Annotated in this window: 13 protein-coding genes; 6 read left to right on the top strand and 7 right to left on the bottom strand. The window is 67.4% G+C overall.

Features of this window, described 5'->3' with window-relative positions:
* Positions 1 to 67 precede the first annotated feature (67 nt).
* Complete coding sequence (locus ACAM51_RS26055; protein WP_218297558.1) at positions 68 to 475, bottom strand: heme-binding protein; 408 nt, start codon at positions 473 to 475, stop codon at positions 68 to 70.
* A gap of 223 nt (positions 476 to 698) precedes the next feature.
* On the opposite strand from ACAM51_RS26055, the gene ACAM51_RS26050 reads away from it, so the two are divergent.
* Both ACAM51_RS26050 and ACAM51_RS26045 read left to right on the top strand, forming a co-directional pair.
* Complete coding sequence (locus tag ACAM51_RS26050) at positions 699 to 1,394, top strand: Bax inhibitor-1/YccA family protein (protein ID WP_010458089.1); 696 nt, start codon at positions 699 to 701, stop codon at positions 1,392 to 1,394.
* Positions 1,395 to 1,514: 120 nt separating this feature from the next.
* Entirely contained in the window at positions 1,515 to 1,892 is a 378-nt protein-coding gene (locus tag ACAM51_RS26045; protein WP_218297559.1) for a hypothetical protein, read from the top strand.
* Positions 1,893 to 1,963: 71 nt separating this feature from the next.
* Here the strand turns inward: ACAM51_RS26045 and rlmD are convergent, their stop codons facing one another.
* From rlmD to ACAM51_RS26030, 3 genes are all read right to left on the bottom strand, one after another.
* Positions 1,964 to 3,427 (bottom strand): 23S rRNA (uracil(1939)-C(5))-methyltransferase RlmD, encoded by a 1,464-nt coding sequence (gene rlmD / locus ACAM51_RS26040; RefSeq protein WP_218297560.1) that lies wholly within the window; start codon positions 3,425 to 3,427, stop codon positions 1,964 to 1,966.
* A gap of 68 nt (positions 3,428 to 3,495) precedes the next feature.
* The gene (locus ACAM51_RS26035) at positions 3,496 to 3,816 is read right to left on the bottom strand and encodes a hypothetical protein (protein WP_218297561.1); all 321 of its coding nucleotides are present in this window, start codon (positions 3,814 to 3,816) and stop codon (positions 3,496 to 3,498) included.
* A gap of 116 nt (positions 3,817 to 3,932) precedes the next feature.
* Positions 3,933 to 4,406: an Lrp/AsnC ligand binding domain-containing protein gene (locus ACAM51_RS26030; RefSeq protein WP_218297562.1), complete on the bottom strand. Its 474-nt coding sequence runs from the start codon at positions 4,404 to 4,406 to the stop codon at positions 3,933 to 3,935.
* Between the two features lie 143 nt (positions 4,407 to 4,549).
* Here ACAM51_RS26030 and putA point away from each other — a divergent pair, with 143 nt between their 5' ends.
* Positions 4,550 to 8,314 carry a trifunctional transcriptional regulator/proline dehydrogenase/L-glutamate gamma-semialdehyde dehydrogenase gene (putA, locus tag ACAM51_RS26025; protein ID WP_369642332.1) on the top strand — a complete coding sequence of 1,255 codons (3,765 nt, stop codon included), beginning with the start codon at positions 4,550 to 4,552 and terminating at the stop codon, positions 8,312 to 8,314.
* 75 nt (positions 8,315 to 8,389) lie between these two features.
* On the opposite strand, the gene ACAM51_RS26020 is transcribed toward putA, so the two are convergent.
* Positions 8,390 to 8,923 carry a 2'-5' RNA ligase family protein gene (locus ACAM51_RS26020; RefSeq protein WP_369642331.1) on the bottom strand — a complete coding sequence of 178 codons (534 nt, stop codon included), beginning with the start codon at positions 8,921 to 8,923 and terminating at the stop codon, positions 8,390 to 8,392.
* Positions 8,924 to 8,965: 42 nt separating this feature from the next.
* Complete coding sequence (locus ACAM51_RS26015) at positions 8,966 to 9,100, bottom strand: hypothetical protein (RefSeq protein WP_369642330.1); 135 nt, start codon at positions 9,098 to 9,100, stop codon at positions 8,966 to 8,968.
* Positions 9,101 to 9,335: 235 nt separating this feature from the next.
* Between ACAM51_RS26015 and ACAM51_RS26010 the strand changes: the two genes are divergently transcribed.
* A complete protein-coding gene (locus ACAM51_RS26010) occupies positions 9,336 to 10,223 on the top strand; it encodes a hypothetical protein (RefSeq protein ID WP_369642329.1) in 888 nt (295 codons plus the stop codon).
* A 41-nt stretch (positions 10,224 to 10,264) separates the two neighbouring features.
* On the opposite strand, the gene ACAM51_RS26005 is transcribed toward ACAM51_RS26010, so the two are convergent.
* The gene (locus ACAM51_RS26005) at positions 10,265 to 11,266 is read right to left on the bottom strand and encodes an acyltransferase (protein ID WP_369642328.1); all 1,002 of its coding nucleotides are present in this window, start codon (positions 11,264 to 11,266) and stop codon (positions 10,265 to 10,267) included.
* Between the two features lie 294 nt (positions 11,267 to 11,560).
* On the opposite strand from ACAM51_RS26005, the gene ACAM51_RS26000 reads away from it, so the two are divergent.
* Positions 11,561 to 11,839 (top strand): hypothetical protein, encoded by a 279-nt coding sequence (locus ACAM51_RS26000; RefSeq protein WP_218297565.1) that lies wholly within the window; start codon positions 11,561 to 11,563, stop codon positions 11,837 to 11,839.
* A 454-nt stretch (positions 11,840 to 12,293) separates the two neighbouring features.
* Entirely contained in the window at positions 12,294 to 12,470 is a 177-nt protein-coding gene (locus ACAM51_RS25995) for a hypothetical protein (protein ID WP_369642327.1), read from the top strand.
* The last annotated feature ends 2 nt before the right edge of the window (positions 12,471 to 12,472 follow it).

Genomic DNA, 12,472 nt, shown 5'->3' with positions numbered 1-12,472 from the left:
TGGGGGGCACAGGACCTGAAAGCTCTTCAGTCCCCTGCCCCCTGCGGGCCCACGCCCTGGAATCCCGTCAAAGCCCCAGAGCAGCGATGCCGGCGCGCGCCACCTGCGCGTCCTCGGTGGACTTCACACCGCTCACCCCCACGGCGCCAAGGCACTGGCCGTCCTTGAGGATCGGCACGCCGCCTTCCAGCAGGCCGTCGATGGCGGGCGCGCTCAGGAAGGCCGTGCGGCCGCCGTTGACGATGTCCTCGTACACCTTGCTCTCGCGGCGCCCCAGGGCGGCCGTGCGGGCCTTGGACGGGGCGATGTGGGACGACACCGCGGCGGCGCCATCCAGGCGCTGCAGCCACAGCAGGTGGCCGCCATCGTCCACGATGGCGATGGTCACGGCCCACTGGTTCTTGAGCGCCTCGGCTTCGGCGGCAGCGGCAATGGCCTTCACGTCGGCCAGTTCGAGTTCATGCTTGGTTTTCATTGGTATACCCGCAAAGGAGAAGAATGCCGGGCCGCGAGAGTCCGCGCCGGCGGGGGAAAGACGGCAAGCATAGCGGCATACGCCCACCCCCTCACCCCCATGCAGGGTGAAAGAACCCTTACCAAAAGTAGGTGACCGGACGCGGATATTGGAAGGCCTCCAGCCACCACCACCTAGAATTTGCACTGTCTGCGTCGTGCAGGCCAACAAGGAGAGACACAAGATGAATGACCAAGTCACCACCCTGGGGCACTCTGCGGGCTATGGCATCTCGCAGGAGGAGCGCCACAAGGTGCTTCGCAATACCTACTGGCTGCTCGCGCTGAGCATGATCCCCACGGTGCTGGGCGCATGGGTCGGCGTCGCCACCGGCATCACCCAGTCGCTGCGCGGCGGCGTGGGCCTGATCGTGTTCCTGGGCGGCGCGTTCGCCTTCATGTTCGCGATCGAAAAGACCAAGCGTTCGGCAGCCGGCGTGCCCGTGCTGCTGGCCTTCACGTTCTTCATGGGCCTCATGCTCTCGCGCCTCATCGGCATGGTGCTGGGCTTCAAGAACGGCACCGACCTCATCATGACGGCCTTCGCCGGCACCGCGGGCGTGTTCTTCGTGATGGCCAGCCTGGCCAGCGTGATCAAGCGCGACCTCTCGGGCATGGGCAAGTGGCTGATGGTGGGCGCGCTGGTGCTCATGGTGGGCGCCGTCATCAACGTGTTTGTCGGCTCCTCGGTCGGCATGATGGCGATCTCGGTCGCTGCCATCGGCATCTTCAGCGCCTACATGCTGTATGACTTGAAGCAGATCCTGGACGGCGGCGAAACCAACTACATCAGCGCCACGCTGGCCCTGTACCTGGACATCTTCAACGTGTTCCAGAGCCTGCTGGCCCTGCTGGGCATCATGGGCGGCGAACGCGACTGACCCCCTGGCGCGCTCCCAGGCGCCACCTCAAGGCAAAAAGGCTCCTTCGGGAGCCTTTTTCTTGCGCTTCGCACCGCCAAGCCCTCAATAGCGCGGCTGGCGTGCCGATAATGCAAGCACATGTATCGCAAAACCCGCTCCACCGCACTGCGCATGCTGGCCCTGTGCAGTATCCTGCTGCTGGCCGCCTGCAACAAGATCCCTGGCCTGGGCCCGGATCCCAGGATCGTCCAGCGCGAGGAAGAAGCCAAGGCCATCGGCGGCGCCTGCCGCCACGCGCTGCGCGGGCTGGAAGACTGCTACACCCTGAACCCCAAGGCCGCCAAGGCCTCGGTGTTCGCCGGGTGGAAGGACATGGACGCCTACATGCGTGAAAACAAGCTGGAAGGCACGCCTTCGGTGCTCGGCAAGGTGGTCGAGAAACCCGAGCGCGCCGAACGGTCCGGCGATATCGAGACCGAGCCCCGCGACGCGGCTTCGAACCGCAACCGCAGCTAGGGCTAGCGGGCCGCTCTCCCCCCGTGCGCGGCCAGGCCGGCGCACACCGGCTGCGGCGGCCCTTTCTCCCCTCAGGCGCGGTCGAACACCGCCATGCTTTCCACGTGCGCCGTGTGCGGGAACATGTTCACCATGCCGGCCGCCGTGCAGCGGTAGCCCGCCAGATGCACCAGCAACCCGGCATCGCGGGCGAGCGTGGCGGGATTGCAGCTGACATAGACGATGCGTTTGGGCGGGGTCCAGCCTTCGGCCCCGGCGGGCAGCGGGCCCGCGCCCTCGGCGCCGATGCGCGCCTGCTCGATGTCAGCGAGCGCCTTGGCCAGCGCGAACGCGCCTTCGCGGGGCGGATCGACCAGCCACTTGTCAGCCGCGCCGTCGGCCACCAGCATCTCCGGGGTCATCTCGAACAGGTTACGCGCTACAAAATCAGTAGCTGCCAGCGCTTTATGGTCCTGCGCTGCAGCCTGATTCAATGCATAGTTCTCGCGCGAGCGGGCCACCAGGGCCTCGCTGCCCTCGATGCCCAGCACCTCGCGCGCCTGCGTGGCCAGCGGCAGCGTGAAGTTGCCCAGGCCGCAGAACCAGTCGATCACACGCTCGTGGGGCTGCACGTCCAGCAGGCGCAGCGCGCGGGAGACGAGCACGCGGTTGATGTGCGGGTTCACCTGCGTGAAGTCGGTCGGCTTGAACGGCATGGTGATGCCGAAATCCGGCAGCGCATAGGAAAGCTGCTCGCCGCCCTCCTCGAGCAGCTTCACCGTGTCCGGGCCCTTGGGCTGTAGCCACCATTGCACGCCGTGCCCGGCGGCGAAGGCGCGCAGCCGGGCGATGTCGCCGGCGCTCAGCGGCTCCAGGTGGCGCAGCACCAGGGCCGTCACGCTGTCGCCGCAGGCCAGCTCGATCTGCGGGCAGGTGTCGCGCGCATCCATGTCGGCGATCAGGGCCCGCAGGGGCATCAGCATGGCGTCTACATGGGGCGGCAACACGGGGCACTGCTGCATGTCCGCCACGTAGCGGCTCTTGCGTTCATGAAAGCCGATCAGCACCTGGCCCTTCTTGATCACATGGCGCACCGACAGCCGCGCACGGTAGCGGTAACCCCAGGCGGGGCCTTCGATGGGGCGCAGCACGGTGCCGGCCTTGACCTTGCCCAGGTGCCACAGGTTGTCTTCCAGCACCCGCTGCTTGACGGCCACCTGGGCGCCCACGTGCAGGTGCTGCATCTTGCAGCCGCCGCAGGCTCCGGCATGCAGGCCAAAGTGCGGGCAGCCGGGGCGCACGCGCTGCGACGATTCGCGGTGGATCGCCGTCAGGCTGGCCTGCTCCCAGTTGTTCTTCTTGCGGTGGGTGTTGGCGGTGACCAGCTCGAACGGCAGGGCACCGTCGATGAAGATGACCTTGCCGTCGGGCTTGCGGGCGACGCCCTGGGCATCCAGGTCCATGGACTGGACCTGCAGCCAGCCCTCGGGCAGATCGCCGTGGGAATCCTGCGCGGTGGGTTCAAACGAGGGGGATAGTTCTTTCGGTTCGCTCATCCCCCGATTGTCTCAGGCCCGGGCCGGTGCCTGCCCGGGGATCGCCGCAGCCTGCCAGCTCGGTCAGGTCAGCCGCGGTCCGCGCGCGCGGGGCGGCCGCCGACGGATCCCATGGATCCCGTGGCGCCCTGCGCGGACGCCAGGGGCAGCTTGTTGACGGTGAGGTCGCAGTTGTAATTGTCCGGCGTGAACACCAGCGTGGCGCCCGGCGCCACCAGCGGCAGGGTCTGGTGGATCTGGTAGGACATGTCCACCGGCGGTTCGGGCGCGCGGTACACGATGTCCTTGTCGGGGCCGTAGACCACGTAGCACGAAGCCGCGGCCGACTGGCTGAAAAGGGCGCCCAGCAGCGCGGCGGCAGCGGCAGTGGCGTATGGGAAGCGGGTCATGGTTCTTCTCCTCGATCTGGCATGTCTGCCTGGGATTATGGAGGCTTTGGCGTGCCGAGCCAATGCAGCCGTGGCTCCATGGCAGCGGCGCGCACCGCCGGGCCCCGCGCGCCCCTTCAACGCAGGTGCAGGTGGTTGGTGTGCTTGACCTCTTCCATCACCGCATAGGTGCGTGTCTCGCGCACCCCGGGCAGTTGCCACAGCACCGCGCCCGCGAACACGCGGTAGGCGTTCATGTCGGCCGAGCGCGTCTTGAGCAGGTAGTCGAACCCCCCTGCCACCATGTGGCACTCCATGATCTCGGGATGCACCTGCACCGCCGCCTTGAACTGGTCGAACACATTCGGCGTGGTGCGGTCGAGCAGCACCTCCACGAACACCAGCATGCCCGCCCCCAGCTTCAGCGGGTTGAGCCGCGCCTCGTAGCCCAGGATGAAGCCGTCGCGCGTGAGGCGCTGTACGCGCGCCAGCACCGCGGTGGGCGACAGCGCGACGGCGTCCGCCAGCTTGAGATTGGCAATGCGCCCATCTTCCTGCAGGATTGACAAAATCTTGCGGTCAATACGGTCCAGATCGGTTTCCATCGTCATTTTGGATAGTGATTTATTCTGACAGACCGCCTATTTTCGACCATTTATTCATCCACAGACCAAGGATCATCGCATCCAGCCGCCCCCGGCAGGCCCTGGGGGCCCAACCACCAATACCCTTGATACCCACCGAAAGACACGCCATGACGCAGCCCACCGGCGCCCTGCCCTCTTCCACCAGCCCCGCCGGCTTTGCCCCGCGCTCGCCCCTGGCCAGCCCGTTGCGCGCCGCCATCACCGCGGCCTACCGGCGCCCCGAGCCCGAGGCCCTGGCCCCGCTGCTGGCGCAGGCCCGTTTGCCGCAGGCGATGGCGCAAGCGGCCGGGCAGCTGGCGCTGCGCATTGCGGGCGCCCTGCGCAGCCGCAAGAGCGCCGGGGGCCGCGCGGGCATCGTGCAGGGATTGCTGCAGGAGTTCGCGCTGTCGTCGCAAGAAGGCGTGGCGCTGATGTGCCTGGCCGAGGCGCTCCTGCGCATCCCCGACAAGGCCACGCGCGATGCATTGATCCGCGACAAGATCAGCAACGGCCAGTGGGAACCCCACCTGGGCAAGAGCCCTTCGCTGTTTGTGAATGCGGCCACCTGGGGCCTGCTCATCACGGGCAAGCTGGTGGCCACGCACAGCGAAGGCAGCCTGGGCGCATCGCTCGGCCGCCTGATCAGCAAGGGCGGAGAGCCGCTCATCCGCAAGGGCGTGGACATGGCCATGCGCATGATGGGCGAGCAGTTCGTGACCGGCGAGACCATTGGCGAAGCCCTGGCCAACGCCCGCCAGATGGAAGGCGAGGGCTTCCGCTATTCCTACGACATGCTGGGCGAGGCCGCGCTGACCAGCGAGGACGCCCAGCGCTACTACGCGTCGTACGAGCAGGCCATCCACGCCATCGGCAAGGCATCCGCCGGGCGCGGCATCTATGAAGGCCCCGGCATCTCGATCAAGCTGTCGGCCCTGCACCCGCGCTACAGCCGCGCGCAGTTCGCCCGTGTGATGGACGAGCTGTACCCGCTGGTGCTGCGCCTGACCGAGCTCGCGCGCAGCTATGACATCGGCATCAACATCGATGCCGAGGAGGCCGACCGGCTGGAGCTGTCGCTGGACCTGCTCGAACGCCTGTGCCACGAGCCTTCGCTGGCCGGCTGGAACGGCATCGGCTTCGTGATCCAGGCCTACCAGAAGCGCTGCCCCTTCGTCATCGACTACGTGGTGGACCTGGCGCGCCGCACGCAGCGCCGACTGATGGTGCGCCTGGTCAAGGGTGCCTACTGGGACAGCGAGATCAAGCGCGCCCAGGTCGACGGGCTGGACGACTACCCCGTGTACACCCGCAAGGTGCACACCGACATCTCGTACATCGCCTGCGCAAGGAAATTGCTGGCCGCGCCCGAGGCCATCTACCCGCAGTTCGCCACGCACAACGCGGAAACACTCGCCACCATCTACCACCTGGCGGGCCACAACTACTATGCCGGCCAGTACGAATTCCAGTGCCTGCACGGCATGGGCGAGCCCCTGTACGAGCAGGTGGTGGGCGCCGTCACCGCCGGCAAGCTGGGTCGGCCCTGCCGCATCTACGCCCCCGTCGGCACGCACGAGACCCTGCTGGCGTACCTGGTGCGCCGACTGCTGGAAAACGGCGCCAACACCTCGTTCGTGAACCGCATCGCCGACGAGACCATCGCGCTGGAGGACCTGGTGAAGAGCCCCGTCGAGGTGGTGGACCAGCAGGCCGCCGCAGAAGGCGGCGCAGGCCTGCCCCACCCGCGCATCGCCACGCCACGCGGCCTGTACGGCCCGCACCGCGCCAACTCGCGCGGGCTCGACCTGTCGAACGAGAACACCCTCGCGCAACTGGACGCGATCCTGCAGGCCACCGCCAGCCAGGGCTGGACCGCCGGCCCCTTGCTCGGCGCCGACGCCGCGCCGGGCGCGCCGATGCCCGTGCGCAACCCCGCGGACCACCGCGACGTGGTGGGCCAGGTGCAGGAGGCCACGGCCGCCGACGTGGATGCGGCCCTGCAACACGCCCTGCGGGCGGCCCCCTTGTGGGCCGCGACGCCCCCGGCCGAGCGCGCCGCCACGCTCGACCGTGCCGCGGGCCTGCTGGAGGACCGCATGCAGCCCCTGCTGGGTCTGCTGATGCGCGAAGCAGGCAAGAGCTGCAGCAACGCGGTCGCCGAGGTGCGCGAGGCGGTGGACTTCCTGCGCTACTACGCCGCGCAGGTCGAATCCACCTTCGACAACACCACCCACCTTCCGCTGGGCCCCGTGGCCTGCATCAGCCCCTGGAACTTCCCGCTCGCCATCTTCATGGGTCAGGTGGCCGCAGCCCTGGCCGCCGGCAACCCCGTGCTGGCCAAGCCGGCCGAACAGACCCCGCTGATCGCCGCCGAGGCCGTGCGCGTTCTGTGGCAGGCGGGTGTGCCGCGCGGCGTGGTGCAGCTGCTGCCCGGCCAGGGCGAGACCGTGGGCGCCCGGCTGATCGGCGACCCGCGTGTGATGGGCGTCATGTTCACCGGTTCGACCGACGTGGCGCGCATCCTGCAACGCGCCATCGCAGGCCGCCTGGATGCCGCCGGCCGCCCCATCCCCCTGATCGCCGAGACGGGCGGGCAGAACGCGATGATCGTGGACTCGTCGGCGCTGGTGGAGCAGGTGGTGGCCGACGCGGTCTCCTCCGCGTTCGACAGCGCCGGCCAGCGCTGCTCGGCCCTGCGCGTGCTGTGCGTGCAGGAGGACGCCGCCGACCGCGTGGTGGAAATGCTCAAGGGCGCCATGGGTGAACTGCGCATGGGCAACCCGGGCGCGCTGCAGGTCGACGTGGGCCCGGTCATCGACGCCGAGGCCCAGGCAGGCATCACCGCGCACATCGATGCGCTCAAGGCCAGGGGCCATCGCGTGTTCCAGCAGTGCCGCTGCAGCGCCGATGAAACCGCCCAGGGCACCTTCGTGCCGCCCACGCTGATTGAACTCCACGGCATCCAGGAGCTGCAGCGCGAGGTCTTTGGGCCCGTGCTGCACCTGGTGCGCTATGCCCGCAACGACCTGGACCAGCTGCTCGACCAGATCAACGCCACCGGCTACGGCCTCACGCAGGGCGTGCACACCCGCATCGACGAAACCATCGCCCGCGTGGTGAGCCGCGCCCATGCGGGCAACGTCTACGTGAACCGCAACATGGTGGGCGCCGTGGTGGGCGTGCAGCCGTTTGGTGGCGAGGGCCTGTCGGGCACGGGCCCGAAGGCGGGCGGGCCGCTGTACCTGCTGCGCCTGGTGTCGCGGCGCCCGGCCGATGCGCTGGCACGCACCTTCGCCGCGGTGGACCGCACGGCGCCACCCGACGTGGCAGCGCGCGAACCCTGGCTGGCGCCCCTGCACGCACTGGAGCAGTGGGCACACACGCAGGGCCGCCCCGCGCTGGAGGACACCTGCCGTGCGTTCGCCTCCGCCACCCAGAGCGGCACGGCGCGCACCCTGCCCGGCCCCACGGGTGAGCGCAACGTCTACACCCTGGCCCCCCGGCCCCGCGTGCTGTGCCTGGCCCAGGCCGAAGGCGACCTGCTCACGCAGACCGCGGCCGTGCTGGCCTCGGGCGGCAAGGCCCTGTGGCCTTCCACCCAGGCGGGCTTGCGTGCACAGCTTGCCCCGGCCGTCCAGGCCAGCATCGCGGTGGCGGATCAGGTGCTGGACGACGGCCGCATCGAACTGTCCGCCGTGCTGCACCATGGCGATGCGGCTTCGCTGCACGCAGTGTGCGAGGCGCTGGCCCGCCGTCCCGGCCCCATCGTGGGCGTGACCGCATTGCCCCCGGGCGCCACCGACGTGCCGCTGGAGCGCCTGCTGATCGAGCGCGCACTGAGCGTGAACACCGCTGCCGCGGGCGGCAACGCGAGCCTGATGACGATTGGCTGAGGTGGCCGTGCCCGCAGGATCTGAATAAAAACTGCCCCCACGGCTTATCCTTCAAGCGCTGTCAGCTACTTTTTTTTATAGCATTTGATTTGAACCGCCCCGCGGCGGCGGATCTTCGCCGGCCGGCGCGGGCTGCCGGCCCTGCTCCGCCTGAAAAAAGGCCGGCTGGCCCAGGCCCCATCGCCCCAGCACCTGGTAGGGCCCGGGCGAGCCGCGGCGGTTGTAGAGCAGCTGGAAGGCATCCACCCTCCAGTCAAGAGGCTCCACGCCGTGTTCCTCCACGGCAGAAGGGCCGTAGAGCAGCGTCATGTGCGGCGTGAACGATGGCTCGGCGCGCGCTGGCGCAGGGCCTGGCACGCACGCCCGCAGGGATTGGCGCAGCGCCTGGTGCAGCGCCACCATGCCCGCCACGCCGGTTTCGCTGCCGCACAGGACCAGGGGCCGCCTGGACTGGCGCCCCTGAAAGCTCAGGCAGCGGTCCAGCCGCAGCGAAAACGCCGGTGCGCAAACTTGCGCGGCGGCCGCACACGCCCACCAGACCTTGCGCGGGCTGAACTCGGCATCCCATCCGAGCGAGGCCAGCGTCACATGCAACCGCTCGGTGCGCACCCTGTGGCCCTCCTCCACCTGGCGGGCGGCCGTCTCCTGGTCTCACAGCCGGACAGCGCGGGCGGCCACGGCGCCATCCGCCAGCACGGCGAAAAAGAGGTGGTGGTCATGGCGCCGCGCGGCTGGAGACAAGGGCAGGTTCTCCATCCCCGGCAGCCACCGCAGGCCGTCAGACATCCCGTTGGCTCCTGAAAAAAGGTGGCGTCCCCACGGCACGCCGATCCTTGCGGACAAGGGTGGCACCGGTACGGACTCGCCCACCGCAGCCCACTGGCCAAAAAGTACAGTTTTTACGCCTCTTACCGGAGGATTGCCAAGGACGAACTGGGAGACCATCGGAGCAAGGCCCAAAGAACCCTCGCCGGCCCCGTGCCACGCCATGGATCGCCCGCCCCACCGAAGGAGTCGCAAGATGTTCGATATTTCACAAGCCACCAACATGCTGACGTCCCTGGGCGTCTCCAGCACCCTGGCGGCCAAGGCGGCCGAACGCACAGCCCAAAAGCATGCGGACGCCGATCCCCTCACCTTCCTGAAAGAGTTGAAGACCACGCTGGAAGAACTGTCCGCGGAAGGCTCCCAGGGCAAGACGGCGGGTACGGCGGCGACACCCACCACCGTGTCGGAGACCCAGGCCTATCAATCAACCGCCGCCCTGTACAACAAGGACTCCGGGGCCACCACACAGGCCTCGGCCAAGGCCCCCTTCAGCAACCTGGAGGAATTCCGCGAGTGGGAAGACGGCCTGGGCGACACCTTCGCCGACGACTACGAGGTGCCGGACTATGTGCGGATGATCGCGATGTCGCTCGGGGGCGGCGACAGCGAGGCTGTCGGCCGCTACATGTTCTTCAAGAACCACCCCGAATTCGCGGCCGACTACGAATCCATTCGCAGTGGCAAGCTGTCAAAATTTCCCACGGACGGCTCCACGCTCGTCAAGAGCGATCTGTCTGAGATGCCCGACGCGACGGCCACCTTTTTCAAGAAGAACCCCGACCAGCTGCTGGCAGCCGAAGGGTTCAACATGGACCCGACCCTCGCAAAAATGCGCATGAGCGGAGAAGTGAAGCCGCCCGAAGGCGTCAACCCCTCGGAATGGCTCATGAGCAACAAGTGGACCCCGGACGGGATCGTGGCGCAGAACAACCGCGTGGTTTTTGCCCGGTCGGCATACGTCGGCCTGGATGGCAAGGGCGCCGACACGTACCGATTGACCACCTACGACTCCGCCACCAACAGCATCATCAACTACGACGGGATCGCCTACGACCCGATCACTGGCGAAGCCAAGGCGTAGCCCCGGCAGCCCACCGCCAGTGCAGGCGCTGGCACTGGCGCCTATATGAGCCGGTTCAGGAAGGGCGCGCGATGGAAGATGAGCGCGACCACCAGCGAGCCCCCGAACACCAGGGCCGCCACGAACGGCACTGACAGCAGGGGTGCATAGTCTTCGGGTTTCAGCACGTGCGCCCGCAAGGACTCCAGCAAGATGGGATGCACCAGATAGACACCCAGCGTCAGCCCGGAAACCCGCTGAATACCTCGCGCCCACAGGCCCGCGGGCTTCCATTGCCTGAGCACCAGCATCGCGCTGACCGACATGGGGATGACGAAAACACTCAGGTATCCATAGAAGTACAACCCGCGTTCCAGGCCCTGCAGTTTGGCCAGCCAGTAGCAGCCCACTGCGGCCCCCCCCACCGCGGCCCCGAAAACCCCCAGCGAGACGGACAGGGGCACCGCCCTGTCACTGGTCTGGATCAGGTAGCCGCAGAGGAAGTACGGCAGGTACGGCAAAAACCAGTTGATGAAAAGGCCCGCCCCACCGCCCGTGAAGGTCCGGTGCCACTCGTTCACGCCCGACAGCACAAACATCAAGACCACCAGCCACCAGAGATCGCGCCGCCTTGTGTGCACGACCAGCGTTCTCAGGAAGGGCACGAAAAGGTACAGGCACATGATCATGTACAGGAACCACAGGTGGTAGTGGGGCCACCCCCGGGCTATGCTGTGGACCACGTCCATCGCACGCAGCTGCGCCAGGGCGCCGCGGTGGTTCCAGAGGATGTAGACCACGCTCCAGAAGGCAATCGGCAGCAGGACCCTCGCGGCGCGCTTGCGGTAGAAATCGGCCACACCTTCTGTCTTGCGCGGATCCAGCAGCAGCGCGCCGCTGACCATCACGAAAACCGGCACGCACCAGCGAACGAGTGCATCGTAGAGATTGCCCTGCCACCAGGCCGACGAACCGAACGCGCTCAGGGTCACCACACTGCCGGCCACGTGCAGGATCACCACCGCCATGATCGCCACCACCCTCGCTGCATCAAGCCAGATCATTGTTTTAAGTCCTCGAAGAGAGCATCCAAGCCGTCGTTCCACCCGCGAAAATCATCCCCGCCACGCCCTGCATGTGGTGACGGAAAACCAGGTCGCATTCTGGGGGAAAAGTTCGTGAAACCGGCCGGGAGCCGCCGCGCCCCGGCGCATCGGTGCAGCGCCAATTCTGGCCAGCGGCTGGGCGCATTCCAAACGCTTTTCTCCTACATCGCACCGGGAACCCATGGCAACACCCGGGCCCGCATGGGAAGATAGCCTGAGCACCACCGGACAGAAATAGGAAGCCGAGCCACCATGAGTATCGTCGTCTACTGGCAGGAACAGCCCGGGGTGCCTGGGATGGAGATTTTTGACTCCGGAAAACTCCAGGCCGCGCTGGCTCTGTGCGAGATCAAACGCAAGGAAGGAAAGCGCCATGTGTGCATCTCGAGCGAGCTGGCGGAGAGCGTGGGGCATGCCGGTGTGAATACGGTGGCAGATCGGCGGCTACCAGATGGCTCGCCCTACGATTGGACGAAGTCCCACCGTGGCGCGGGCCCCCAAAATCCTGGAGGCAAGACCGGCGGGCAGTGAAATCCCGCTGCGAGGAAGCTTCTGCCCTGGTCACCCGGTGTGCAGCCGCGTCGCCGCACTGCCGCCCGCCAGCCAAAGCGACCCACTGGATGATTTTTCAACGTACCCAAGGGGCTGCCATGATCAATCCCATCCCCGCAAAACCCCAGACGCACGAGCCCGAAACTCCGGAGAGGCCGAATCCTGTGCCGAGCGAGTCCGAGCCGGAAAGCCGCCCCGTCCCCGCCTCGGTGCCAGAGAAGCCCTGCGAGGTGAAGCCCGCGTATCCCGAGCCGGAGATTCCCGGCCAGTAGCGCGGGCTGGACGCCCGCGCGGGCGCCTCCATCGGCACGCCTGCGTGGCCTGGATCGGCCCGTGATTCCAGTACGCCCCGCCCGCCCAGGCGAGCACCCTGTATCCAGCGTTCCATACCCTCTTATTGCAATTGATAATTCATTTGCAATAATATGAACCCATGGAACACCGCCACCATCCCTACTTTCATCGCAAGGCCTGGAAGCGCATGCACCCAATTCGTGCCTGCCGGATCTCCATGGGCGGCATGGTGACGCAAGGCCTGGCGGCGCAGCGCCACGGTATGGTTTTGCAGGGGCGCAGCGCCGACTGCGCGGCCGAAGCGGCGGGCGCATGAGG

The organism is Acidovorax sp. A79, from assembly GCF_041154505.1.
Classification (GTDB): Bacteria; Pseudomonadota; Gammaproteobacteria; order Burkholderiales; family Burkholderiaceae_C; genus Acidovorax.
This window is presented reverse-complemented; position numbering and strand designations above follow the sequence as displayed.